We start from the raw sequence: 22401 nt of genomic DNA, 5'->3' as shown, positions 1-22401 counted from the left end.
CCATGCGCTGCCCCTTCTGCGCCCATGACGACACCCAGGTGAAAGACAGCCGCCCGACCGAAGACGGCGCCTCGATCCGCCGCCGCCGCCAGTGCGAAGGCTGCGGCGCGCGCTTCACGACGTTCGAACGGGTGCAGCTGCGCGACCTGACCGTCATCAAGAAGGACGGCGACCGCCAGCCGTTCGACCGCAGCAAGCTGGAACGCTCGGTCGCGATCGCCTGCCGCAAACGCCCGATCGATCCCGCCCGCGTCGAACGCATGGTTTCCGGCATCCAGCGCCAGCTGGAAACCTCCGGCGAAAACGAGGTGAAGGCCACCCGCATCGGCGAAATGCTGATGGACGGCCTCCGCGCGCTCGATACGGTCGCCTACATCCGCTTCGCCAGCGTCTACAAGGACTTCACCGAAGCACAGGATTTCCGGGACTTCGTCGGCAGCGTGGCCGAGGCGGTGGAGGAATGACGCGCCAGCGGCGTTCGCACCGACTGCACCATCCCGTTCGGTTCGAGCCTGTCGAGAACCTCCGGAGCTGAGAAACGCAGTTCCAGCTTGTCGAACCCGCGCACACGCCGCAAAGGCCGCAGTCATGAGCTTCTGGACCTACATCCTGCGCTGCGCCGATGGCACCTACTATACCGGCCACACCGATGATCTGGATCGCCGGATCGCCGAGCATCAGTCAGGCGCCATGCCCGGCTACACCCATGATCGCCGCCCGGTAGAACTGATGTGGGCTGATTATTTTCAGACCCGAATCGAAGCGCTCGAACGCGAGGTCCAGATCAAGGATTGGTCTCGCAAGAAAAAGGAAGCACTCTTCCGCAGCGATTGGCAGGCGTTGACGGAAGCCGCGAAATCCAGACCTCGTGCCGCATCCCCAGACACGCCCGATCCCGTCCGGTTCGAGCCTGTCGAGAACCCGGAACCAGGTTCTCGACAGGCTCGAACCGAACGGGAGGAGAGACTCGGCGCGAGACTGACACCCCACCCCGCGATCATCCTCGTCCGCCCGCAACTCGGCGAAAACATCGGCAAGGCCGCCCGCGCGATGCTCAATTTCGGGCTCACCGACCTGCGCCTCGTCGCCCCGCGCGACGGCTGGCCGAACCTGTCGGCGACCGCGGCGGCATCCGGCGCCGACAGCGTGCTCGCCAACGCCCGCGTCTATGCGACGCTGGCGGAGGCTACGGCGGATTGCACGGCGGTCTATGCCACCACGGTGCGCAAGCGCGGCGTGGCCAAGCCGGTCGTGACGCCGGAGGCCGCCGCCGCCGAGATCCATGCGCTGATCGGCCAGACCGCGATCCTGTTCGGGCCCGAACGCTCCGGCCTGGAAACCGATGACGTCGCGGTGGCGCGCACCATCATCACCGTCCCGATCAACCCGGACTTCGGCTCGCTCAACCTCGCGCAGGCCGTCATCCTGATCGCCTATGAATGGTCGAAGGGCGTCGCCTTGTCGCAACCCACGCTGGTGGAGGCCTATCCGCCCGCCGAACAGGCGGAACTGGACGGGCTGATCGGCCATCTCGATCGGATCCTGGTCACCACCGGCCATTATTTTCCGCCGGAACGCGCGCCTGTCGATCGGCGCCAACTGCGCGGCATTCTCAGCCGCCCCGGCTGGACCGCGGGCGAGGTCCGGACGCTGCGCGGGGTGCTCCGTTCGATCGAGCGTCATCTGCCCGATCCGGGTGGGGACGACGAAGCGCGATGAACGGACTGACGATACCCGCGCTGGCCTTGTCCGCCGGCGTCGCGGGCGGCGCGATGAACGCGCTGGCGGGCGGCGGCACTTTCGCCACCATGCCGGCGCTGATCGCGATCGGCCTGCCCGCAAACGTCGCCAACGCGACGTCCAACATCGCGCTGTTGCCCGGCGCCGCCACCAGTGCGCATGCCTTCCGCCGCGAACTGACGGGTGTCGGCGGCGTGCCCATCGTCACGCTGTCGGCGATCACCTTTGTCGGCGGGCTGATCGGGGCCACGCTGCTCGCCTGGACGCCGACGCGGCTGTTCGACTTCATCGTGCCCTGGCTGCTGCTGTTCGCGATGGTCGTGCTGGCGGCCGGCCCGCGCGCCGCCGACGCCCTGCGCGCGCGCATCACGATCCGGCCCGGCGTGCTGATGACGATGCAGGGTTTGCTCGGCATCTATGGCGGCTATTTCGGCGGGGGCATCGGCATGATGACGACCGCGCTCTACGGCCTGCTTGCGGGCGCCTCCCCACGGGCGATGTTCGCGCCGCGCACGCTGATGCTGGCGGTTGCGAATGGCGCCGCCGCCATCGTCTTCATTCTGGCCGGGCTGGTCGCTTGGGGCGCCGCAATTCCGATGCTGATCGGCGGGATTGCCGGCGGCTGGCTGGGCGCTCACATCGGCAAGCGTCTGAAGCCGCTGCATATCCGGATCTGGACGCTGCTGGTCACCGCCGCGACGACGGCGGTGTTCTTCTACCGCGCCTATGGGTGATCGGGACGGCGCGCATCGAACTGCGCCAGTTCATAGCCGATCGATGCCTCCACCAGCCTTTCCCACAGATCGGCCACCACATCGGGCGGCGTGCCGGTCGCGTCTGCCTGTGTCACCGCCTGGGCGATCACGGTCGCCTTGCGGGCCTCATCCCGAACCATCGCCCGGTTCGGCTTGATCCGCGCCGCGGCACGCATATAGCCGAAGCGCGTCGCCAGCATCGCGACCAGATCGCGGTCCAGCGCGTCGACGCCGCGGCGCACGTCCGCCATCGTGGTGCACTGGTCGGGGGGCAGGATCGGATCGGTCATGCCCGGCTCCCATCGCCAGTGCCGGCCTCGCGTCCAGCTTGACCCGGCGCGTGGAATCGATCATAGGCGCCGCTTCGCAATTGGCTCCGCACCCCCGGTGAAGCGGCGGCCCTGCCCATACCCGTTCGGGATATGCCAGCAGCGCGGTTCCGGGACTATCCGACAGCAATGTCACACGCAATTGAAGGATCGACGTCATGTCGAAGCGCCATAGCGCCAAGCACAAGATCGACCGCCGCATGGGCGAAAATATCTGGGGCCGTCCCAAGTCCCCGGTCAACAAGCGCGAATATGGCCCCGGCCAGCACGGCCAGCGCCGCAAGTCCAAGGTTTCGGACTATGGTATCCAGCTGAAGGCCAAGCAGAAGCTGAAGGGCTATTATGGCGAAGTGACGGAGAAGCAGTTCAAGCGCTCCTACACCGATGCCGCCAAGATGAAGGGCGATACGTCCCAGAACCTGATCGGTCTGCTGGAACGGCGTCTGGACATGGTCGTCTATCGCGCCAAGTTCGCCCCGACGATCTTTGCCGCGCGCCAGATCGTCAATCACGGCCACATCCGCGTCAACGGCGTGAAGTGCAATATCTCGTCACGCCGCGTGAACCCGGGCGATGAAATCTCGCTGGGCTCCAAGGCGCAGGAAATGACCCTGGTCATGGAAGCGCAGGGCCTGTCCGAACGGGACATCCCCGATTATGTCACGCCCGACGGCAACACCAAGGTCACCTATGTCCGCGTGCCCACGCTGGACGAGGTTCCCTATCCGGTGAAGATGGAACCGAACCTGGTGGTCGAGTTCTACAGCCGCTGAGCCACGGCATTTCCGATGCAGGAAAAAGGGCGGTCCCGGCAACGGGGCCGCCCTTTTTCTGTATCTCTGCCCCGCACGGCTACATCGTGGTTTCCAGCGATAGGCCGCCCGGTGGGCTGGCGAAGGGGAAACGCCGGGCGCCGGCGGGCGGGATGGTGATCGCGACACGGCCATCCGCATCGATCCGGGTCCGCGCCAGGATCTGGCGACGCTGGGTGGGCGGCGTGATCGTCACCACGGTCGCCGTCCCCGCGACGCGGGTGGTGGCGAGCAGAGCCGGCACCGCGGTGGCGGTCCCGCCGCCACGCGGGGTGCAGCGGCCGGGCGCGCTGCGGATCTCGCCCGCCGCATCCGGTATCTCCGTGCCGATCGCCAACCGCGGGATATCGATCACCAGCCCCAGATCGCAGGTGAAGGGCAGATCGGGGAACACCGCCGCCACGAACGCGCCGTCGGCGCGACCCGCGACCGAATCGAACCGGACCATCCGGCGACCCAGCGCGACGCGACCCGCCAGGTCGGTCGTGCGCCCGGTCACGGTCAGGTCCGCGGCATAGGCCAGGCTGGCGATCGTACGCAGCGGCGCGAACCGCCAGGTCAACCGATCGCCACCCGGCAACGCCACCTCGCCGTGCCAGATGGTTCCTGATACAGCGCGCAGCGCAGGAACGTCCGACGGCACGAACAACCGCGCGGGCACGGTGGCCAGCAGAGTCAGCAGATACGCCGCGACCCCGATCCCGCCGAACAGCAGGATCCGGCGCCGGTGGCGACCGGGGTGAAGGAGATTGGGGTCCGATGTCGATGTCATTGCCGATGGACCGCCGCCGGTTGCTGCGCCTCGTCCGATCCGCGGGGTTGCTGTCGGTGGCATCGTCGATCCCCTTGCTGGCGGCGACGCGCGTCGATCGCGGGCCGGCCGCCCTCCTGCTACCGCTGACGGGTCCATCCGCCAACCTCGGGTTGAACCTGCAACGCGCAGCGGCGCTGGTCGCACCCGGACCCAGGGTCCAGAACCCGATCCTGGTCGATACGGCGAAGGGTGCGGCACTGGCCGCGCGCACGGCGTTGAAGGGCGGCGCACGGATCCTGCTGGGACCGGTGTTCGCGGCCGACGTGCGCGCGGTGCTGGCGGAGGTCGCGGGGCGCGTCCCGGTGCTGACGTTCAGCAACGATGTCGGACTGTATGACAGCGGCGCGTTCGTGCTGGGGATCACGGCATCGCAACTGGCATCGGCGGTGCTGCGCTATGGCCGCCAGCGCGGGCTACGGCGGATCGGGCTGCTGTCCGGCACCGACCCGTGGACTGCGCAGGTCGCGGCAGTGATGACGCGGTTGCAGGGGGAACTGGGCTATGAACTGGTGCCGGTGGCGCGACCGGCGGATCTCGCGGGGCTGGGCATCGCGCTCGGCCGGGTCGCGGGCGGCGCGCCGGACGCGCTGTTGGTGCCCGATGCCGGCGCGGGTTTCGTCGCGGCGGCGCGCGGCCTCGCCGGCAGCGGGATACAACTGCTCGGACTGATGCAGAGCGTGGATTATACGCCGTCCGCGTTGCAGGCGACCGCCGGCGCCTGGATAGCGGCGCCCGATCCGGCGGCGTTCGGCACCTTCGCCACCGCCTATCAGGCGCAGCATGGCGGCACGCCCGGCACGATCGCCGCGCTGGCCTATGATGCGGCCGGGATCGTTGCCACGCTGCGCGCGCAGAACCGGATCGATCGCGCCGGCCTGCTGGCGCTGGATGGCTATCGCGGCGTCACCGGCACCCTGAAATTTCGCTCGGACGGCAGCTGCGTGCGTGAACTGTCGATCCTGGTCGCCGGTCCGGACGGGTATCAGGTCGCGGCGACGAGCGCGTCGGCATGATCGCCCACCGGCCGGCCGCAGTTGGGGAGCAGGGTTTCACCCTGATCGAACTGATCGTCTCGCTCGCGCTGTTCGGGCTGATCGCGGTCGCGGGGCTGGCGCTGGTGGAAAATGTGCTGGGGGTGCAGGCGCAGACCGATGGCCGGCTGGAACGGCTGGGCGATCTGCAACGCGCGATGTTCGTGCTGACCAGCGATCTGGAACAGGTGTCGGACGGCGCGATCACCGGCAACGCGGCGGGGATCGCGTTCCGCCGCCATGCGCAGGCGCTCGGCGGTTATGGCGCGCCGGTCGCCTATGCCGTGTCCGGCGGCGGGCTGGTGCGGACGCTGTCGCCGACGGTGCCCGGTGCGCCGGCGCGGGTGCAACGCCTGCTCGATGGGGTTTCGGCGGCCCGCTGGCGCTACCGCGACGGGCGTGCGGGCTGGCGCGACGCCTGGCCCCCCGCGGCGGCGGATCGCAAGGACGACTGGCCCGACGCGATCGAGGTGACGATGGTGCTGACCCCGGGGCGCGGCCGCCCGGCGGGCACGCTCCGCCGGATCGTGGCGCTGCCTGCCCAGGTCCCGAAACCGGCGGACACCACGGTGGTGCGGCTGTGACACCGGCCGACGACCGCGAACAGGGCATGATCCTGATCACCGTGCTGCTGTTCGTGGCACTGGCGACGGGTGTGGTCGCGCTGATGCTGTCGGGGGAGGATGCCGCGCTGGGCCGCGCGCAGCGGATGCGCGACGCCGCGGCGGCGCAGGCGGCGGCACGCGGTGCGGAAACCTCGGCGATCGTCGCGCTGCGCCGTGACGCGGTGCTGGCACCGGCCGCGGATTACCCCGCCGAACCCTGGGGCGCCCTGTCGGAACGCGGTGCAAAGATTGCGGGCGGCACGTTCGATCTGGCGATCGCCGATGCGCAGGGCCGGTTCAACATCAACATGCTGGCCGGCAACGGCGTCGATGCCAACCTGGTAGCGATGCGGCTGGCGACGGCGCTGAAGGTGCCGCCGGAACTGGCGATGCGCGCCACGGAGTTCCTGCGGCAAAGCGGACCGGTGACCGATTTGTCGCCGCTCCGCCTGTTCGGGCTGGATCCGGCGCGGATGGCGGCGCTCGCCCAACTCGCGACCGCGTTGCCTGGGAAGACGACCGTCAACCTCAACGCGGCAAGCGAGAGCTTGCTGGCGATCCTGCTCGACGATCCCGCGGCCGCGGCAAAGCTGGTGGCGATCCGCACGCGCCAGGGGTTCCTCACGCCCGACGATTTCCAGCGTGCGGGCACGGCGATGCCACCCGGCACGGGGTTCACGTCAGACCTGTTCTGGGTACGGACGCGGGTCACGATCGGCGATACCCCGCAACAGCTGACCAGCCTGCTACAGCGGCGGCGGACGGCGGCCGGGGTGGAGGTGATCGCGATCGGCCGGTGGCGCGGGGCGGCGGTGCCGGATCAGGCGCCGACGCTGGCCTTTTGAGGATGGCGAGCCTAGGTCCCGGACGCTATCGCCCGATCAGCGCCCGCGCGGCAGGAAGATATGTGCGGCCGATCCGCACGCTGTTTCCGTCGATCAGGTCGGCATACCAGCCGCCAAGACCGTCATGGCGAAGCGAGTCGATCCGATCGCGGCGCAGGATGGTCGAACGATGCACGCGCAGGAAGCGGGCGGGGTCCAGCCGGCGCTCCAGCGCGCCGATCGTTTCGTGGAGCAGATAGCTGCGCGGGCCGACATGCAGACGCATATAGTCGCGTTCCGCATCGATCCGGTCGATATCGGCGGCGGCGATACGGATCATTTCGTTGCGGACCGGCACCCAGAATTCGTCGCTGCCAACGGCGCCGCGCGGGTCGGACGGGGCGGACGGAGTCGCGGTGCGCGCGCTGCGGGCCCGGGGGATGGCGCGGCCCAGCCGCTCGACCGATACGGGTTTCAGCAGATAATCGACCGCGGCGACATCGAACGCGGCAACCGCGAACCGGTCATGCGCGGTGCAGAACAGGATGGCCGGCCGAACCGCCAATAATTCGATCGCGGCGGCAACCTCCAGCCCGTTCAGCCCCGGCATGGCGATGTCGAGCAGGATCAGGTCGGGGGCCAGCGCCGCGACTTGCGCCAGCGTGGCCGGCCCGTCTTCGGCGACGCCGACGATCACCAGATCGGGCCAGTGCGCGCACAGCGCCGCCAGCCGGTCGCGCGCCAGCGGTTCGTCGTCCGCGATCAGGATGCGCAACGGCGTGTCAGCCACCGCGCACCAGCGGCATGACGATGGTCGCCGCATAGCCGCCATGATCCAGCGGCCCGGCACGGCACAGCGCCTGATCCCCGAACCGCGCGGTCAGCCGATCGGCGACATTGCGCAGGCCGATGCCGCTACTCTCCGTCCCGCCGCCATGGTCGTGCACCGGCGCATCGTCGGTGACGGACAGCGCGAGCATGCCATCTTCCGCCCAGGCGCGGATCGCCACGGTCACCGGCGCGCGCGTGCGCGACACGCCATGCTTGACCGCGTTTTCGACCAGCGGTTGCAGGATCAATCCCGGCACCTGCACATCGGCGACCGCATCGGCAATATCCTCCACGATCACGATCCGGTCCGGAAACCGCACAGCCTCGATCGCAAGGTACAGCCGCTGCAACGCGATCTCGTCGGTCAGCGGGGTGTCCGCGACCGGATCGCCCGCCAGGCTGGACCGGAAGAAAGTCGACAGGTTCAGGATCATCCGTTCTGCCTCGTCCGGCTTGCCGGTCATCACCAGTGCGGACAGCGAATTGAGCGTGTTGAACAGGAAGTGCGGATTGACCTGATAGCGCAGCGCGCGGAGTTCGGCGGCCTGCGCCGCGGCGCGGAAGCGGGCGGCGCGGCGTTCGGCGGCGCGCCCTTCCGCCGCAAACGCCAGCGCCATGTAGAGCGCGGCCCAGGCCGTGAAGAAGAAATAGCCGTTGACCGCGACATCGGCGCCCTCCGCCAGCGCGCCGGGCGGATCGTTGCGCTGGCTGTCGTCGCCGACCTGCACGGCGCGCGTGGCCGGTGCCGGACGGGTGGGTGCAAAGACATGCTGGTTGACCACGGCATAGGCCAGTGCCGCCGGCACCGACAGGATCGATGCCGCCATGAGGGCGCGGGTGAGGCCCGCGCCCGCCAGCGGCCGCAGCGCCCGCCACATCGCCCAGCTGATCGCCATCGACACCCCGGTCACGATCAGCCGCCGGCCGAGCAGGTCCAGCTGATCGTCAAACCCCAGCACCGCCGAACGCAGCGTGGCGATGACGCAGTAGAAGGTCCAGAACGCGATGATCGAACCCAACGCCGCGGTTGTTCCGACGCCGGTCGCCGCGGCATCGCCGGTCTGATCCGCCTGTGGCTTCATGACCGGCGATTAATCCCGAACTCCGCCTGTCGGCAAGGGGGTCGGCGCTGGCATCGTGGCGCGCAGGGAACGCGGCGGACGCGACAGCCGTTCAGTACCCTGTCAACAAGGAGACGGATCATGTCCGCAGGCAATGAAGGTTTCGATGAAGATGATGGCCTGTCGGTCGCACCCCCGCCGCCCGGAGGCGAGGAAGGTGAATCCGCGGTTGCCGACATCGATCCGGTCCGCGAAGCGCGCGACGCGACCGATGATCAGCGATTGAGCGACGATCCCTCCAACGAGGATGCCAAGCTGGACGTCGCGCTGGACGAGACCTTTCCCACCTCGGACTCGCCCTCCAACACCCAGCCCGGCAAGGGCAAGGACCCCGCGCCCTCCAGCGGCTACGACGCCACCGCCGAAGCGGCGCGCGCCGGCAAGGAATAATCGGTCCGACCGACCCACGCCGCGACGCGTGCGGCATCATTATTGCGCGTGAGCGGCCTGCGTCGACCTGTCTGTTGCGGATATGTGACAAATATCCGCAACAGACGAATAATCGTTCCGGATGTTGCGCTGCAGCAGCGTCCGTGCTTCCTTTGCTCCCGGTGACGGCGGTCACGGTTAACGCTCGGGCAATCTGTCGGGCGCATGATCGCTCCAGATCGAAGGGTGCAAGCGGAGGAACTTTCAACATGGGTGCCAAGTCGAAGCCGGCGCTGGGAGCGATGTCGCTGGCCGAAATGAAGGAGTTTGCGAGCTTCCCCTCGTCGACGCAGCGCTACATCCGGCGGTCGCTCGACATCGGCCTGGACCGCGGCGACGCGATGTCCTGCTGGTCCCGCGACGTGGTGGAAGCCGCCAGCATCCGCGCGCAGATGCGCGTCTACAGCCGGCTCGATCATATCCGCAACCTGGTCCCGGAGGATAGCGGGCTGGACGCTGTGGAACCGTTCCTCGCACCACTGGTCACCATGACGGCGTTCGACTTGGGGCAGGATCGCCTGTCGGGCTTCGCCGCTTATCGGTTCCTGTACGAACGACTGGTCGGCGGCCAGGTTCGGCCATGGCTGCCGGGCGCCTTCTGTGCCGCTGCCGCCTTGCCGCACCTGCATCCCGAAAAGCGCCGGATCTTCCTGCAATCGATCAGCGAAGCCGCCGCAACCGCCCCCGGCTGGTCCAATCGCGAACCCTGCTTCTACCCGCAATGGGTGGAAAAGGTGGAGCAGCGGCTGGCAAGCTGATCCCGGCAACCGATCAGCGGCAGGCACGCCAGCCGGCCGCGCCGCGATCGGCCTGATCCAGGTGCAGGTGGTCGCGATGGGCGGCGTTATAATCGGGTGACAAGGTGGTCGCGAACAGGTCGCACGCGCCATCGCGCACGTCGCGCAGAAACGCCGCCTTGGAACCCGTTCCGCGCCAATCCGCCGCCACCCTGATCCGGCGGCCATCGGCCAGACGAAAACCGGCGATGTCGATCGCATTGGCGGAGGCATGCTCGGACCAGCCGGATCGTGCTGCCGGCCGGGCCCCACCGCCGATCCGCCGGCAATTGTAACTGCCGAAATCCTCGATCTGCGTGACCCGCGTCCCGAAATGGCGGAGCGCGGCGGGTTGCACCACCTGCCACTCCCATGTCGCCAGGCCGGCCGCGACGGCGCAGGATATGCCGACCGGCGGGCGATAACGGATCAGCAGCGGCCCGGTGGTGGCGACACGCACACCGTCGCGATACCCACATGTCGGGCCGTCATCGCGATCGGGCAGCCGGACATAGGCGATACCGGCGCGGTCCAGTACCGCACGACACAGCGCCGGATCGCGGTTGAGCGCCGTCAGCTTGCGCCCGGTGAACAGCCCGATGCTGTCCCCCAGATCGAGGGGCGCCCATGGCACGTCCTGCGGCTGTCGATGCCCGATCACCAGCACCGCCAGGCCCGCCGCCGCCAGCAACAGCACCAGGATCATCACCCGGACGACGCGGTGCACCAGCATGCGACGCTATCCGCGGTGCGCGCTGTCGAGCCGTTCGGCAGTGATCGGATAACCGCAATCCTCGGAGATGCAGAGCCAGCGCCCATCCGCGCGCTGTTCGATCCACGGTGTGATGCGGCGCGGCGGGATCGCGGTTGCCTGTGCGACGGCGGCCGCAAAGTTGGGGAAGGTGGCAAGCCGTTCCAGCGTCCGGCGGGTAGGAAAGATCAGGTGCCGCCGACCGGCGTCGGCGTCCGCCAGAAAGGTCGCGGCGCTCGCCCAGGCGGCGCTCACCGCCTCGCTCCCGTCCGGCTGCGCCTCCGCGCCGGCCGGCGCGCGCGCCAGGAAGAACAGCGTATCGAAGCTGCGCGTCTCGGCGAAGTTCGGGCACCAGCGTGCGAACGGCGTCAGCGCCCCCGGATCGATCGTCAGTCGCGCGTCGGCCAGCAGGTCGCGAAACGCCGAACCGCCCGCCAGTTCACGTCGCAGCTGCGCGACGCAGTCCGCCGACGGCTCCGGCGTCAGCCCGACTGCAATGCCCACTTCCTCGATCGTTTCGCGGATCGCGGCTGTCCGCGCGGGCAGGTCCGATTCCGCGTCGGGCGACCCGCCATCCGCACGATCGCCGCGATCGATCCGGCCACCCGGAAACACCATCGCCCCCGCGGCGAACGCCATCGTGCTGGCGCGTTCCATCATCAGCAGGTCGAACGGATCGCCCGGCCCGCGGTCACGGATCAGGATCAGCGTGGCGGCGGGAACGGGCGTGGAACCGGTCAGGAACGATCCTCCGCGGGCATCGGGAGCGGGGACTGGTGAGCCCAGATGGATTCGAACCATCGACCTAGTGATTAAAAGTCACGTGCTCTACCAACTGAGCTATGGGCCCGACCGCAGCGGCATCTATGGCGGGAGCGGCGGCGGGTCAACCTTTGGCGCGCGCGTGCAACTGCCTTATCGTACGCCGCGTCCCCGGCAACGGCCAGTCTGGCGCGATCCGGACCAGCGGATCCAGGACGAATCGACGGCTGGCAAGCCCGACATGCGGGATCTGCAACCGGCCGGGCGCACTGCGGGCATGGCCGGGCGGCCAGACGCCTTCGGACCAGAGCAGGATATCGAGATCGAGCGGTCGCGGTCCCCAGCGGCGACCGGCACGGCGGCCGAACGCCCGCTCGGTCCGCTTGAGCAGGGTCAGCAGATCCACGGGCGCCAGCGTCGTGGTGATGCAGAGTGCGGCGTTGGCGAACCCGCGTCCCGCCGGTCCCATCGCCGGCGTCGCGACGATCGGGGAAACCCGGTCGATCTTCAGCCCCGCCGCCGTCAGGATCTGGATCGCGGCGTGCAGCGTGGCCGGCGGCCCGCCCCACCGCGTACGGCGATTGCCGCCCAGAGCGATGGCATAGCGAAACGGACGGGAAGACATGGCGCGACCCAGACACGCTTTGCGCCGCATCGTCCAGTGTCGCCACCGCCGGACAGGCTTAACAAAGATTTAGGCAAGATCGGCGCAAAAGCGATCCCATGAGGAAAGGCCTGTAATGCTTGCCGAAACCGTTCGCAACGCCGCGCGCCTGTCGGGGGCGCTGGGGCTTCGCACGCTCGATCTTCAGGCGAATGTCGCCGAATTGGCCGAACGCGTGACGGAACAGGCGTCGACCCTGGTGGAGATCGGCGCGGAGGCCGACCGGCTGGAGCGCGACCAGCAATCCGTGTCCTATGCGGCGCGGGAAGCGAAGGGCAAGGCATCGGCCGCGCACGGCGTGATCGACGATTCGACGCAGCGGCTTTCGGTCGCGACCGCCGACGTCGTCGACCTGATCGATCAGGTCAGCGCGATCCATGACGGCCTCGGCAGCTTCAACACCGCGCTCGATACCGTGGCGCAGGTCACGCGCGCGATCAGCCGGATCACGCGGCAGGTGAACATGCTGTCGCTGAACGCCACGATCGAGGCGGCCCGCGCGGGCGATGCCGGCCGCGGCTTTGCAGTGGTGGCGCAGGAGGTGAAGAAACTCGCGCTGGAAACTGCCGCCGCCACGCGCAAGATCGACGATTCGGTCCAGACGCTGACGGGCGAGGCCGAAACGATGCTGACCCGGATCCAGGGCGGCGTGGACAAGGCCCGCGCGGCGCATGCCGGCACGCGGCAGATCGAAACCATGGCGGACGAACTGCGCCGCCTGATGCTCGGCCTGTCGGACGATAGCGATGCGGTGGCCAGCGCGACCGAATCGATCGTGGGCGCGGTGTCCGGGGTCCGTCAGGGGATCGGGGCGCTCAGCATCACGTCGCGCGACAATGCCGCCGGCCTGACGACGCTCAGCCAGATGCTGACCGGGATCAGCGACGACACCAACATGCTGCTGCAGAGCATCGCCGAAAGCGGGCAGGACATCCCCGACAGTCCCTATATCGCGTTCGGCATGGCCGCCGCCGCCGCCGTGGCGGCGCACGTCGAAGCCGAAATTGCCGCCGGGCGGATCACGCTCCCCGTGTTCTTCGGCGAAACCTATGAACCGGTCCTCGGCAGCAACCCGCCGATCTTCCGCCATCCCTGCATGCCGGTCTTGGCGACGGCGATGCGCCCGTTCCAGGAACGGGCCCGCGATCTGCCCGGATTCTTCGGGATGAGCCTGTCGGATCGGCGCTGCTTTTCCGCGGTCCAGATGCCGGAACGCGCGCAGCCGCAGCGAGACGATCCGATCTGGAATGCGGAGTGGAGCCGCGAAGGCGCGATCTTCAGCGATGCGCATCAACGTCCGCTGTGCGAAACCACCGCGCCGTTCCGGATCAAGGCCTATCGCCGCGCGCTGGCCGACGGCGGCGTGATGCTGTTGAAACAGGTGATCGCGTCGATCCATGTCGCCGGTCGGCACTGGGGCATTCTGCAGCTGGCCTATCAGGACCAGGGGTGACGCGGCCCGATGCCGGCGCGGGCTTGGGGATCGCGGGCCGGGTCGCTATGCCGTGGCGATGATTGACGATCCTTCCGCCCTGCCCGCCCTGCTCGCCGAACGCGAGCCGCCGCACGATTGCCCGCTCTGTCCGCGTCTGGCCGCTTACCGGGCGGAACTGCGCGTCGCGCATCCCGACTGGTACAACGCGCCGGTGCCCATGTTCGGCGATCCCGACGCCTGGCTGGCGATCGTCGGCCTGTCGCCGGGCATGAAGGGCGGCAACCGCACCGGGCGGGTATTCACGGGCGAAAAGGCCGGCGTCCTGCTGTTCCAAACCCTGCTCGCGATGGTGCTGGCGGAGGGGGAATATGGCGGGCGCGCCGATGACGGGCTGATGCTGGACGGTGTCGCGGTCATCGACGCGGTGCGCTGCGTCCCGCCCAACAACCAACCGACGCGGGAGGAAGCCCGCACCTGCCGGCCGTTCCTGTCCGGGCCGCTCGCCGCCCTGCCCGAACTGCGCGTGGTGGTGGCGCTGGGCGAAGACGCGCATCGCTCCGCGGTCAAGGCACTCGGCGGCAAGCTGCCCAAGGCGCGGTTCGCGCATCTGGCCGAACATCGGTTCCCCAGCGGCGTCCGCCTGATCGACAGCTGGCACCCGGCGGATCTGGATGCCGGGGCGCCCCGGCTGTCGCCCGACATGTTCGAAGCCGTGATTGCGCGCGCGCTGGTCCTGCGGGCCGCATCGGAACGCGAGGCGGCCGCCGTCGCGCCATGATCCACCTGACGCTCGCCATCGCCGATTTCATGATGATCCTGATCATGGCCGCGCTGGGCGCGATGGGCTGGATCGTCGCGGCGGCGGCGGGTGCGGGTGCCATCGGCTGGGGCATGTGGCGGCTGGTGCGCGGCCGCCGGCGACCGCGCGGCTGAGGATCAGATATCCTGGACCAGCCGGCCGTACAGTTCCGGGCGGCGATCCCGGAAGAATCCGAACGCCGCGCGGTGGCGCTTGACCCGGTCGATATCCAGCGTCGCGACCAGCACGCCGGTTTCCTGCACCCCGAATTCGGCGATCAGGTCGCCGCGCTCGTCCGCGATGAAGCTGTGCCCGTAAAAAGTCTGGCCGTCTTCCGTCCCGATCCGGTTGGCGGCGATGACGGGCACCACGTTCGATACCGCATGGCCGATCATCGCCCGCCGCCACAGCCGTGACGTGTCCAGCGACGGGTCATGCGGTTCATTCCCGATCGCGGTGGGATAGAACAGGATTTCCGCGCCCATCAGCATCATCGCGCGCGCGGTTTCCGGATACCACTGGTCCCAGCAGACGCCCACCCCCAGCGGCACGGGCGCATCCTTCCACACCTTGAACCCGGTGTTGCCGGGCCGGAAATAGAATTTCTCCTCATATCCCGGACCATCGGGAATATGGCTCTTGCGGTACACGCCCTGCACCGCGCCATCCGGCCCGATCATCGCCAGCGAATTGTAATGATGCGGCCCGTCCGCCTCGAAGAAGCTCGTCGGGATATGGATGTTCAGCTCGTCGGCCAGCGCGCGCATCGCCAGAACGGCGGGGTGCGTATCGACCGACATCGCGCGCGCGAACAGGCCCTCATCCTCGACCCGGCAGAAATAGGGTCCCTCGAACAGCTCGGGCGGCAGGACCACCTGCGCACCCTTTCCCGCCGCCTCGCGCACCAGCGCGGCAACATTGGCGATATTCTCGTGGATGTCGGCGCCGAAACCCAGCTGCAACGCGGCGACGGTGATGGTGGTCATGCAAAGATCCTTCTCACGGGGTGCCGCCCGGATCGGGCGATGGCGAAAACCGCGCGTGGCCGCGACCGCGCCGGGCTTATGACGCGGGCACCTGTTGCGAAATGCAGTGGAAACTGCCGCCGCCGGTCAGGATATGATCCGCGCGGAACCCGGTGACGATCCGGTCGGGAAACAGCGCCGCGATCGCCGCCACCGCGGCATCGTCATTCGCCGCGCCGTAGAGCGGCACCACCACCGCGGCATTCCCGATGTAGAAGTTCATATAGGATGCCGGCACGATCTCGCCATCCCGCTCGACCGCGCCGGGCGACGGAATCGCGACCACCTCCAGTCCGAAGGCACGCGCGCGGGCGGCGGCATCGGCATAGACTGCGGCGTTGGGATCGTCGGCGCCGTCCGCGACCGGGATCGCGATCCGGCCGGGTGCGACGAACCGCGCAAGATTGTCGACATGGCCATCGGTATGATCATTGGCCAGACCGTCGCCCAGCCACAGGACATGATGGATCCCCAGATCCGACGCCAGGCGCGCCGCGACATCATCGCGCGACAGGCCGGGGTTGCGGTTGGGGTTCAGCAGGCACTGTTCGGTGGTGACGGCCAGCCCGGTGCCATCGACGTCGATCGCCCCGCCTTCCAGCACCCAGTCGTGCGCCGCGGCGGTGATGCCGGCGGCATCCGCCAGCGTCCGGCCGACAGTATCGTCATGCGCCAGGTCATATTTGCCGCCCCAGCCGTTGAACCGGAACAGCGCGGCGCGGGGGCCGCCGTCTCCGCTCAACAGGATCGGGCCGGTATCGCGCAGCCAGATGTCGCCGAACGCCGCCACCTGAACATCGATATCGTCGCCGGCCAGCGCGCGGGCGGCGTCCGCGGCGGCACCGTCCGCCGCGACCAGCACGACCCGCTCGCCCCGGCCGCCCGCCCGCACCGCGCGCGCAAACGCCACCACCTCGTCGCGCGCGGGGGCAAGATCGTCCAGCCAGAGCGCGGCATGGCTTGGGAAACCGATCCACACACGGTCATGCGGCGCCCATTCCGGAGGCTGGCAATGTGGCATGAGGATCCTCAATGGCTATGGCAAAGGGCGGGGCGAAGGCGGGACGGCGGGCAGATGGCGTGTCGTCGTGCGGGTGGCAAGGGATTGTCGCCCGCACCGTCGGCGTCACCGATCCTTAGACCCCGACCAGATTGTTCAGGTTGATGATCGGCAACAGGATCGCCAGCACCATCAACAGCACCAGTCCGCCCATCATCAGCAGCACCGCCGGCTCGACCAGCGCCACCAGCGTCGACACCGCCTGTTCCAGTTCGCGGTCCAGCTCGCCCGCCGCGCGGCCCAGCGCCGGGCCCAGCCGCCCGCTCGATTCGCCCGATGCGACGATCGCCACCAGCATCGACGGGAAGATCGCGGCCTCGGTCATGCCGGTCTGCAGGCTCGCGCCCTCGCGCACCCGCGCCGCCACCGCCCGCGCGCGTTCGCGGACATGCAGGTTGGGCGTCACCGCCGCCGCCGCGTTCAACGCCTCGACCAGCGGCACCATGCTCTGCACCAATGTCGCCAGCGAACCGGCGAAGCGCGCGGCATTATGCTTGCGGCTGAACCCCGCCACCGGCCGCGTCGTTGCCAGAAACCGGTGGAAACGCAGCCGGTTGCCCGCCTGCTTCACCCAGCCGCGCCAACCGATCACCGCCAGCGCGATCGCCGCGGCTATCACCAGGCCATATCGCTGGAACCCGGCGCTCAATCCGATCAGCGCGCGCGTCAGGAACGGCAGTTCCGCGCCGCGCGACACGAACACCTTCACAATGTCCGGGACGACATAGACCAGCAGCAGCACCATCATCCCGATCGATACCACCGCCAGCAACGCCGGGTACAGCAAGGCCAGCTGCACCTTCTGCTGGTTGCGGTGGCGATGCTCCACGAACTCGGCCAGATGGTTCAGCACCTCGGGCAACCGCCCGGACTGTTCGCCCGCCGCCACGGATGCCCGATAGAATTCCGGAAAGGCCGCGGGATGATCGCCCAGCGCCTGCGCAAAGGATCGCCCGTCCAGGATCCCGCCCCGGACGTTCAGCAGCAACCCCGCCATCGCCGGCGTGTCCGCCTGCGCCGCCACCAGCCGCAACGCCTCCTCGATCCGGATATCGCTGCTCACCAGCGTTGCGATCTGCCGCGTCACCGTGGACAGCGCACGGGCGCCGACCCGCTTGCGGAACAGCGCCGACAGGTCGATCCCGCCCTTCCCCGCCGCGCCGACCGGCTTGTCGGTGATCTCCACCGCGGTGGGTAACAGGTTGCGTTCGCGCAATGCCCGCCGCGCCGCACCGGCATTCGCCGCCTCCAGCACGCCCTTGGACGGCTTCCCCGTCGCGTCGACGGCCTTGTAGGAGAAAGCGGGCATCAGGCGGTCTTTCGCCGCAAAGGCTTCTCGACAGGCTCGAACCGACCGAAACGTAGATGGCGGCCACCCCTCGCAACATCCCTGTTCGGTTCGAGCCTGTCGAGAACCCGCCGAGCCGTTCGCGCGTACCGAGAACGCGCGTCAGGATCCTGCCCCAACGCCTTCATACGTCCGGTTCGAGCCTGTCGAGAACCCTCCGCAGCGTTCTCGACAGGCTCGAACCGAACGGAACTGAACGACGATACGAACTCACACATCATCCCTCACCACCCGCGCCACCTCGTCCACGGAGGTCAGCCCCGCCCGCACCTTCGCGATCCCGTCGTCCAGCAGGCTCGGGCTCCGCGTGCGCGCCGCGGTCACCAGTGCCGCTTCGGACGCGCCGTCATGGATCATCGCCTGCATCCGTTCGTCGATCGTCACCAGTTCATACAGGCCCAGCCGACCGCGATACCCGTCGCCATGGCACGCGGCACACCCCACCGGCCGGAACACCGGATCGCCCAGCGCCACCGCCCCTGACAGCAGCGCCACGTCGCGCGTTCCCGCCATATCCTCCGCCCGGCACGCCTGGCACAGCCGCCGTACCAGCCGCTGCGCGATCAACCCCACCAGCATCGGCGCCAGCAGATAGCGTTCGACGCCCATGTCGATCAGCCGGGTCACGCTGCCGATCGCGCTGTTGGTGTGCAGGGTCGACAGCACGAAATGCCCGGTCATGCTGGATCGCACCGCCACTTCCGCGGTTTCGTCGTCACGGATCTCGCCGACCATGATGACGTCCGGATCCTGCCGCAGGATCGCGCGCAGTCCGCGGGCGAAGGTCAGCTCGGTCTTCGGGTTGACCTGCGTCTGCCCGACGCCCTCCAGCTCATATTCGATCGGATCCTCGACCGTCATGATGTTGCGCTGGCGATCGTTCAGCCGGGTCAGCGCGGCGTACAGCGTCGTCGTTTTCCCCGATCCGGTCGGCCCGGTCACCAGTACGATCCCGTGCGGCCGCTGCAGAAGCCCGTGAAACACGCCGATATCGCGTTCGTTCATCCCCAGCGCCTGCAGGTCCAGCTGCGTTGCCCCGCGGTCCAGCAACCGCATCACAACCCGCTCGCCATGCTGCGTCGGGATGGTGGAAACGCGGGCATCGATATCATAGCCGCCGACGCGCAACGTCACGCGCCCGTCCTGCGGCACGCGTTTCTCGGCGATGTCCAGCTTGGCCATCACCTTGATCCGGCTGACCAGCAACGGCGCCAGCGCGCGCTTCGGCTCCACCCGGTCGCGCAGCACGCCGTCGATCCGGAATCGCACCAGCAACCGCTTTTCCTGCGTTTCGACATGGATGTCGGACGCGCTTTCCTTCACCGCCTCCAGCAGCAAAGCGTTGATCAGCCTGATCACCGGCGAATCGTCGCGATTGTCGAGCAGGTCGTCCACCGCCGACGCACTGTCCGCCAACGCCGCCAGGTCCTGGTCGCTCGCCGATGCCGCGTCGGATGCCAATGCGGCGCTGTCGCGATATTGCGCGCTCAACGCCGCGTCGAACCCGGCATCGTCCAGCGCCACGATCGGCAACGTGTCGCCGAACAGCCGCTGCACCTCCAGCACGGCCGCCAGCGGCGGCGTGCCGCGCGTCACGCATTCGCCCCCTCCCGGCGTCGCGCGCACCAGCACCCCGTGCCGCCGGGCAAAGCCATAAGGCAGCCCCGCGACGGCGACCGGCTCCGCGGTGACGGGCTCCAGCGTCTCACCCTCGATCATCACGATCCCTGCACCACCACCTGCACATTCACCTGGCCCGCCGCATCGGCACGGTCCAGCCGCACCTCCGCGATCGTCACCCCGCCGCCGGTCTCCAGATCCGCCAACCAGCGCATCACGGCGTCATAGGGTACGCCGTCCATCACGACCCGCGTCTGGCCGCCCTCCGGCTCCACCCGTTGCACCGTCAGCCCGAAACCGGCGGCGGTGGTGGTCAGGATCTGCGCCACCGGTCCGCTGCGTCCCGGTGCCGCCGGCCGCGCGCTGCTCCCCGCGGCGGTCAGCCCGGCGGACAGCGTCTCATAGGTGCGGATATCGGCCAGCGCCTGTCCACGCGCCGCCTGCAACGGCTTGACCACCAGCACCAGCAGCAACGCGATCACCGCCACCGCGCCCAGCGCCGCCAGCAACGCGCGCTCTCGCGTCGATCGCGCCGTCCACCAGGACCGGACCCGCGCGACATGGGGTTCGAACGGGATCGCCATCAGGATGCGCCTCCGGTGCGGATCGTGATCTGCCCTTCGGCACCACCCGCCGCCGTGGTTCCGCCGCCGCCGGTCGCCGCCAGCCCGGCCGCGCGCATCCGTGCCTCCACCGCCTGCAACGCCGCCAGGTCGGGCGCGCTCACGTCCAGCACCAGGCTGCCCGCGCCGGCATCATAGGCTAGGGCGCGCAACGTCACCCCGGGCCCCAACGCTTCGGACACGCGCCCGACCAGCGGCACGAACGCCGCGCCCCGCGGTCCGCCCGCGGGCAACAGGTCGCCCGCAACCTCGGCCAGCGTGTCGTCCGTCGCGGTGCCCGGCGCGATCCGGTCGACGATCGCGCGCGTCTCCGCCTTCCGCGCCGCGGCGATCCGCTGCAACGCCAGCGTGTCCGCCGCCGCGATCGCGCCATGCGCCAGCAGGCCGCACCCGGCGACGATCGCCGCCCGCCGCCACAGGGACGATACCGCCCGCCGCGTGCGCGCGAACGCGCCCTGACGCAGGTCCAGCGCCGGCACGCGCAACCGCTCGGCCAGCGGCTCGGGCGCCAGGTCCGCCGCCACCCCCGCAATGCCGTCCGGCAATTCGGCACCGTACAGGATGCAGTCGGGACGTCCCGCCGCCGCCCACAGCGCCGCGAACCGCACCGCCGACACCGCGAATCCCGTTCCGTCCGGCACCCGCACCAGGATGCGGTCCGCGCTCCGCTCCACGCTCCACGCGCCGTCCGCCGGGACCGGCAACGCCAGCGCATCGGGCATCAGCACCGCCTGCCCCAGCCCCGCGGCCTCCGCCTCGCGGACCCAGACCGCCATCGCCGCCGGCGCGACCACGCCCGCCAGATAGCGGCCGGCCACCGTGACGGCACCCAGCGCGACATGCACCGCTTCGATCGGTTCTGCGATCCGGTCCTCGATCGCGAACGGAAGCGCGGCGATCCGCTGCCGCCGCGACGGCAGCGGCAGGTCGACCGCAGTGACCAGCACCTGTTCGGTCGGCACCAGCACGACGGCCGGACCGCCCGTCGCCGTTTCGCGCAGCCGGGGCGCGTCCGGCCCCAGCGTCCAGACGCCGGCCGGCCCCGCCGGCGCTAGGACGGGGCGCAGACGAACCAGATAGTCGTCGAGGCGGATCGCGTGTAACGCTAGTTTCACATTAAGCCTTATTGGTAGTCCCGATGACGACTTCGCCGACCGACCTTAGCCTAGCACAAGCCCGACGGGTACCGCTCGAACAAAGACATTTGCGTGACAGCGAATCCGGACTGACCCTGATCGAGATGATCGTCGTGCTGGCGATCATCGCGCTGGTCGCCGCGCTGATCGTGCCCAACGTCATCGGTCGCCCGGACGAGGCGCGCGTCACCGTCGCGCGCACCGATCTCAAGACGATCGCCGCCGCGCTCAAGATGTACCGGCTGGACAATGGCGATTACCCCTCGACGCAACAGGGGTTGGCCGCGCTGGCGCAGCGTCCCACCGGCGCGCCCGTGCCGACCAACTACGCCTCCGAAGGCTATCTGCCGCAGGTGCCGATGGATCCGTGGGGCCATCCCTACGCCTACAAGAATCCGGGCGAGGGCGGATCCGGCTTCGACCTGCTGTCGCTCGGCAAGGATGGCAAGCCCGGCGGCGAAGGGCTCGACGCGGACCTCAGCGAACGCCGTCGCTGATCGCCATGCGACCGTCCTCGTCGGAACGCGGGATGACGCTTGTCGAAATGCTGGTCGTGCTGGTCATCATCGGCATCGCCGCTGGCGCGGTGACGTTGGGCTTCGGCGCCGCCGATCGCGGGGCCAGCGCGGAAAGCGAGGCGCGGCGACTGGCGGCGCGCATCCGCCTGGCCGCCGACGACGTGATGGTCACCGACCGCGCCATCGCCTTCACCGCCGATGCGAAAGGCTATGGCTTCGTCACCTGGGACGGCCGCCGATGGACCGGCGGCGACAGCGCGCTGCTCGCCCGTCACGCCCTGCCGTCCGGCCTCACGCTGTCGGGTGTCACCCCGGCGCCGGTTCCGATCGGCGTCGACGGGCTCGGCGGCACTATTGACGCCCGCATCGCCTCTCCCCGCGACAGCTGGCACGTCCGCTACGACGGCCTCAACGCGTCGGCGGCCGCATCGTGAGGCTCCGGCTGCCGGCAGGCGTTCCCGGCCGCCTCGAACCGGTCGGAGGCGTCTCGACACGCCCGGCCCCAGCGGATTTCCCATCTGGACCGACCTTCATCGCGTCCCCGTTCGCGTCGAGCATCGTCTTCCCGTTCGCTTCAGGCATAGCCTTCCCGT

At 69.1% G+C, this 22401-nt stretch carries 27 protein-coding genes and 1 tRNA gene; 14 read left to right on the top strand and 14 right to left on the bottom strand.

What is annotated here, in order from left to right; translation table 11 throughout:
* Window positions 1–2 precede the first annotated feature (2 nt).
* From nrdR to VF649_RS11265, 3 genes are all read left to right on the top strand, one after another.
* Window positions 3–464 (top strand): transcriptional regulator NrdR, encoded by a 462-nt coding sequence (nrdR, locus tag VF649_RS11275; RefSeq protein ID WP_331012053.1) that lies wholly within the window; start codon window positions 3–5, stop codon window positions 462–464.
* Window positions 465–588: 124 nt separating this feature from the next.
* Window positions 589–1719, top strand: a complete 1131-nt coding sequence (locus VF649_RS11270; RefSeq protein WP_331012052.1) for a TrmJ/YjtD family RNA methyltransferase — start codon at window positions 589–591, stop codon at window positions 1717–1719.
* Window positions 1716–2474 (top strand): sulfite exporter TauE/SafE family protein, encoded by a 759-nt coding sequence (locus VF649_RS11265; protein ID WP_331012051.1) that lies wholly within the window; start codon window positions 1716–1718, stop codon window positions 2472–2474. The genes VF649_RS11270 and VF649_RS11265 overlap by 4 nt, the downstream gene beginning before the upstream one ends.
* Here the strand turns inward: VF649_RS11265 and VF649_RS11260 are convergent.
* Window positions 2465–2785, bottom strand: coding sequence for a chorismate mutase (locus tag VF649_RS11260; RefSeq protein WP_331012050.1), 321 nt, complete (start codon window positions 2783–2785; stop codon window positions 2465–2467). The two genes, VF649_RS11265 and VF649_RS11260, sit on opposite strands and share 10 nt — an antisense overlap.
* Before the next feature lie 197 nt (window positions 2786–2982).
* Between VF649_RS11260 and rpsD the strand changes: the two genes are divergently transcribed.
* Window positions 2983–3597 carry a 30S ribosomal protein S4 gene (rpsD, locus tag VF649_RS11255; RefSeq protein ID WP_331012049.1) on the top strand — a complete coding sequence of 205 codons (615 nt, stop codon included), beginning with the start codon at window positions 2983–2985 and terminating at the stop codon, window positions 3595–3597.
* Window positions 3598–3676: 79 nt separating this feature from the next.
* On the opposite strand, the gene VF649_RS11250 is transcribed toward rpsD, so the two are convergent.
* Window positions 3677–4408, bottom strand: coding sequence for a hypothetical protein (locus tag VF649_RS11250; RefSeq protein WP_331012048.1), 732 nt, complete (start codon window positions 4406–4408; stop codon window positions 3677–3679).
* Between VF649_RS11250 and VF649_RS11245 the strand changes: the two genes are divergently transcribed.
* Genes VF649_RS11245 through VF649_RS11235 form a run of 3 tightly spaced genes read left to right on the top strand, consistent with a single transcriptional unit; the run spans window position 4396 to window position 6931 of the window.
* Window positions 4396–5463, top strand: a complete 1068-nt coding sequence (locus tag VF649_RS11245) for a hypothetical protein (RefSeq protein ID WP_331012047.1) — start codon at window positions 4396–4398, stop codon at window positions 5461–5463. The two genes, VF649_RS11250 and VF649_RS11245, sit on opposite strands and share 13 nt — an antisense overlap.
* Window positions 5460–6065 carry a type II secretion system protein GspJ gene (locus VF649_RS11240; protein WP_331012046.1) on the top strand — a complete coding sequence of 202 codons (606 nt, stop codon included), beginning with the start codon at window positions 5460–5462 and terminating at the stop codon, window positions 6063–6065. The genes VF649_RS11245 and VF649_RS11240 overlap by 4 nt, the downstream gene beginning before the upstream one ends.
* The gene (locus VF649_RS11235; RefSeq protein ID WP_331012045.1) at window positions 6062–6931 is read left to right on the top strand and encodes a general secretion pathway protein GspK; all 870 of its coding nucleotides are present in this window, start codon (window positions 6062–6064) and stop codon (window positions 6929–6931) included. Before VF649_RS11240 ends, VF649_RS11235 begins: the two co-directional genes overlap by 4 nt.
* A gap of 25 nt (window positions 6932–6956) precedes the next feature.
* Here the strand turns inward: VF649_RS11235 and VF649_RS11230 are convergent, their stop codons facing one another.
* Together VF649_RS11230 and VF649_RS11225 are read right to left on the bottom strand one after the other, a co-directional pair.
* Window positions 6957–7733: a LytTR family DNA-binding domain-containing protein gene (locus VF649_RS11230; protein ID WP_331012044.1), complete on the bottom strand. Its 777-nt coding sequence runs from the start codon at window positions 7731–7733 to the stop codon at window positions 6957–6959.
* A complete protein-coding gene (locus tag VF649_RS11225; protein WP_331012043.1) occupies window positions 7693–8823 on the bottom strand; it encodes a sensor histidine kinase in 1131 nt (376 codons plus the stop codon). Before VF649_RS11225 ends, VF649_RS11230 begins: the two co-directional genes overlap by 41 nt.
* Window positions 8824–8943: 120 nt before the next feature.
* Between VF649_RS11225 and VF649_RS11220 the strand changes: the two genes are divergently transcribed.
* Entirely contained in the window at window positions 8944–9252 is a 309-nt protein-coding gene (locus tag VF649_RS11220) for a hypothetical protein (protein ID WP_331012042.1), read from the top strand.
* A 248-nt stretch (window positions 9253–9500) separates the two neighbouring features.
* The gene (locus tag VF649_RS11215; protein ID WP_331012041.1) at window positions 9501–10049 is read left to right on the top strand and encodes a hypothetical protein; all 549 of its coding nucleotides are present in this window, start codon (window positions 9501–9503) and stop codon (window positions 10047–10049) included.
* Between the two features lie 13 nt (window positions 10050–10062).
* On the opposite strand, the gene VF649_RS11210 is transcribed toward VF649_RS11215, so the two are convergent.
* The 4 genes from VF649_RS11210 to folK all read right to left on the bottom strand — a co-directional run bounded on the left by VF649_RS11210 (window position 10063) and on the right by folK (window position 12205).
* Window positions 10063–10800: an extensin family protein gene (locus tag VF649_RS11210; RefSeq protein WP_414713668.1), complete on the bottom strand. Its 738-nt coding sequence runs from the start codon at window positions 10798–10800 to the stop codon at window positions 10063–10065.
* 6 nt (window positions 10801–10806) lie between these two features.
* Window positions 10807–11619, bottom strand: coding sequence for an NUDIX hydrolase (locus tag VF649_RS11205; protein ID WP_331012040.1), 813 nt, complete (start codon window positions 11617–11619; stop codon window positions 10807–10809).
* Window positions 11593–11668 (bottom strand) — tRNA-Lys (locus VF649_RS11200). Before VF649_RS11200 ends, VF649_RS11205 begins: the two co-directional genes overlap by 27 nt.
* 36 nt (window positions 11669–11704) lie before the next feature.
* On the bottom strand, window positions 11705–12205 hold the full coding sequence (gene folK, locus VF649_RS11195; RefSeq protein WP_331012039.1) for a 2-amino-4-hydroxy-6-hydroxymethyldihydropteridine diphosphokinase: 501 nt from the start codon (window positions 12203–12205) through the stop codon (window positions 11705–11707).
* A gap of 115 nt (window positions 12206–12320) precedes the next feature.
* On the opposite strand from folK, the gene VF649_RS11190 reads away from it, so the two are divergent.
* Genes VF649_RS11190 through VF649_RS11180 form a run of 3 tightly spaced genes read left to right on the top strand, consistent with a single transcriptional unit; the run spans window position 12321 to window position 14612 of the window.
* Window positions 12321–13697 carry a methyl-accepting chemotaxis protein gene (locus VF649_RS11190; RefSeq protein ID WP_331012038.1) on the top strand — a complete coding sequence of 459 codons (1377 nt, stop codon included), beginning with the start codon at window positions 12321–12323 and terminating at the stop codon, window positions 13695–13697.
* Between the two features lie 58 nt (window positions 13698–13755).
* Entirely contained in the window at window positions 13756–14457 is a 702-nt protein-coding gene (locus tag VF649_RS11185; protein ID WP_331012037.1) for a uracil-DNA glycosylase family protein, read from the top strand.
* Window positions 14454–14612, top strand: coding sequence for a hypothetical protein (locus VF649_RS11180; RefSeq protein WP_331012036.1), 159 nt, complete (start codon window positions 14454–14456; stop codon window positions 14610–14612). The genes VF649_RS11185 and VF649_RS11180 overlap by 4 nt, the downstream gene beginning before the upstream one ends.
* A 3-nt stretch (window positions 14613–14615) precedes the next feature.
* Here VF649_RS11180 and aguB read toward each other — a convergent pair whose 3' ends face one another.
* From aguB to gspL, 6 genes are all read right to left on the bottom strand, one after another.
* Complete coding sequence (gene aguB, locus VF649_RS11175) at window positions 14616–15464, bottom strand: N-carbamoylputrescine amidase (protein WP_331012035.1); 849 nt, start codon at window positions 15462–15464, stop codon at window positions 14616–14618.
* Window positions 15465–15540: 76 nt separating this feature from the next.
* Window positions 15541–16524: an agmatine deiminase family protein gene (locus VF649_RS11170; protein WP_331012034.1), complete on the bottom strand. Its 984-nt coding sequence runs from the start codon at window positions 16522–16524 to the stop codon at window positions 15541–15543.
* A 115-nt stretch (window positions 16525–16639) separates the two neighbouring features.
* A complete protein-coding gene (locus tag VF649_RS11165) occupies window positions 16640–17872 on the bottom strand; it encodes a type II secretion system F family protein (protein ID WP_331012033.1) in 1233 nt (410 codons plus the stop codon).
* Between the two features lie 249 nt (window positions 17873–18121).
* On the bottom strand, window positions 18122–19630 hold the full coding sequence (gspE, locus tag VF649_RS11160; protein WP_331012032.1) for a type II secretion system ATPase GspE: 1509 nt from the start codon (window positions 19628–19630) through the stop codon (window positions 18122–18124).
* A complete protein-coding gene (gene gspM / locus VF649_RS11155) occupies window positions 19630–20115 on the bottom strand; it encodes a type II secretion system protein GspM (protein ID WP_331012031.1) in 486 nt (161 codons plus the stop codon). The genes gspE and gspM overlap by 1 nt, the downstream gene beginning before the upstream one ends.
* The gene (gene gspL, locus VF649_RS11150) at window positions 20115–21269 is read right to left on the bottom strand and encodes a type II secretion system protein GspL (protein WP_331012030.1); all 1155 of its coding nucleotides are present in this window, start codon (window positions 21267–21269) and stop codon (window positions 20115–20117) included. Before gspL ends, gspM begins: the two co-directional genes overlap by 1 nt.
* A gap of 89 nt (window positions 21270–21358) precedes the next feature.
* Here gspL and gspG point away from each other — a divergent pair, with 89 nt between their 5' ends.
* Both gspG and VF649_RS11140 read left to right on the top strand, forming a co-directional pair.
* Window positions 21359–21787, top strand: coding sequence for a type II secretion system major pseudopilin GspG (gspG, locus tag VF649_RS11145; RefSeq protein ID WP_331012029.1), 429 nt, complete (start codon window positions 21359–21361; stop codon window positions 21785–21787).
* 5 nt (window positions 21788–21792) lie between these two features.
* Complete coding sequence (locus tag VF649_RS11140; protein ID WP_349256352.1) at window positions 21793–22242, top strand: prepilin-type N-terminal cleavage/methylation domain-containing protein; 450 nt, start codon at window positions 21793–21795, stop codon at window positions 22240–22242.
* Window positions 22243–22401: the final 159 nt, after the last annotated feature.

Source organism: Sphingomonas sp. (assembly GCF_036387535.1).
GTDB lineage: Bacteria > Pseudomonadota > Alphaproteobacteria > Sphingomonadales > Sphingomonadaceae > Sphingomonas_R.
This window is presented reverse-complemented; position numbering and strand designations above follow the sequence as displayed.

What these genes read in the sequence shown, in the direction of transcription:
- VF649_RS11215 (WP_331012041.1), top strand. Translation starts at nt 9,501, where the DNA reads ATGGGTGCCAAGTCGAAGCCGGCGCTGGGAGCGATGTCGCTGGCCGAA.
- rpsD (WP_331012049.1), top strand. Translation starts at nt 2,983, where the DNA reads ATGTCGAAGCGCCATAGCGCCAAGCACAAGATCGACCGCCGCATGGGC.
- aguB (WP_331012035.1), bottom strand. Translation starts at nt 15,464, where the DNA reads ATGACCACCATCACCGTCGCCGCGTTGCAGCTGGGTTTCGGCGCCGAC.
- VF649_RS11185 (WP_331012037.1), top strand. Translation starts at nt 13,756, where the DNA reads ATGATTGACGATCCTTCCGCCCTGCCCGCCCTGCTCGCCGAACGCGAG.
- VF649_RS11230 (WP_331012044.1), bottom strand. Translation starts at nt 7,733, where the DNA reads ATGCGGCGACCATCGTCATGCCGCTGGTGCGCGGTGGCTGACACGCCG.
- VF649_RS11240 (WP_331012046.1), top strand. Translation starts at nt 5,460, where the DNA reads ATGATCGCCCACCGGCCGGCCGCAGTTGGGGAGCAGGGTTTCACCCTG.
- VF649_RS11220 (WP_331012042.1), top strand. Translation starts at nt 8,944, where the DNA reads ATGTCCGCAGGCAATGAAGGTTTCGATGAAGATGATGGCCTGTCGGTC.
- gspM (WP_331012031.1), bottom strand. Translation starts at nt 20,115, where the DNA reads ATGGCGATCCCGTTCGAACCCCATGTCGCGCGGGTCCGGTCCTGGTGG.
- VF649_RS11205 (WP_331012040.1), bottom strand. Translation starts at nt 11,619, where the DNA reads ATGGTTCGAATCCATCTGGGCTCACCAGTCCCCGCTCCCGATGCCCGC.
- VF649_RS11140 (WP_349256352.1), top strand. Translation starts at nt 21,793, where the DNA reads ATGCGACCGTCCTCGTCGGAACGCGGGATGACGCTTGTCGAAATGCTG.
- VF649_RS11225 (WP_331012043.1), bottom strand. Translation starts at nt 8,823, where the DNA reads ATGAAGCCACAGGCGGATCAGACCGGCGATGCCGCGGCGACCGGCGTC.
- VF649_RS11270 (WP_331012052.1), top strand. Translation starts at nt 589, where the DNA reads ATGAGCTTCTGGACCTACATCCTGCGCTGCGCCGATGGCACCTACTAT.
- VF649_RS11245 (WP_331012047.1), top strand. Translation starts at nt 4,396, where the DNA reads ATGTCGATGTCATTGCCGATGGACCGCCGCCGGTTGCTGCGCCTCGTC.
- VF649_RS11260 (WP_331012050.1), bottom strand. Translation starts at nt 2,785, where the DNA reads ATGACCGATCCGATCCTGCCCCCCGACCAGTGCACCACGATGGCGGAC.
- VF649_RS11170 (WP_331012034.1), bottom strand. Translation starts at nt 16,524, where the DNA reads ATGCCACATTGCCAGCCTCCGGAATGGGCGCCGCATGACCGTGTGTGG.
- VF649_RS11210 (WP_414713668.1), bottom strand. Translation starts at nt 10,800, where the DNA reads ATGCTGGTGCACCGCGTCGTCCGGGTGATGATCCTGGTGCTGTTGCTG.
- VF649_RS11180 (WP_331012036.1), top strand. Translation starts at nt 14,454, where the DNA reads ATGATCCACCTGACGCTCGCCATCGCCGATTTCATGATGATCCTGATC.
- VF649_RS11190 (WP_331012038.1), top strand. Translation starts at nt 12,321, where the DNA reads ATGCTTGCCGAAACCGTTCGCAACGCCGCGCGCCTGTCGGGGGCGCTG.
- VF649_RS11265 (WP_331012051.1), top strand. Translation starts at nt 1,716, where the DNA reads ATGAACGGACTGACGATACCCGCGCTGGCCTTGTCCGCCGGCGTCGCG.
- VF649_RS11165 (WP_331012033.1), bottom strand. Translation starts at nt 17,872, where the DNA reads ATGCCCGCTTTCTCCTACAAGGCCGTCGACGCGACGGGGAAGCCGTCC.
- VF649_RS11250 (WP_331012048.1), bottom strand. Translation starts at nt 4,408, where the DNA reads ATGACATCGACATCGGACCCCAATCTCCTTCACCCCGGTCGCCACCGG.
- folK (WP_331012039.1), bottom strand. Translation starts at nt 12,205, where the DNA reads ATGTCTTCCCGTCCGTTTCGCTATGCCATCGCTCTGGGCGGCAATCGC.
- nrdR (WP_331012053.1), top strand. Translation starts at nt 3, where the DNA reads ATGCGCTGCCCCTTCTGCGCCCATGACGACACCCAGGTGAAAGACAGC.
- gspE (WP_331012032.1), bottom strand. Translation starts at nt 19,630, where the DNA reads ATGATCGAGGGTGAGACGCTGGAGCCCGTCACCGCGGAGCCGGTCGCC.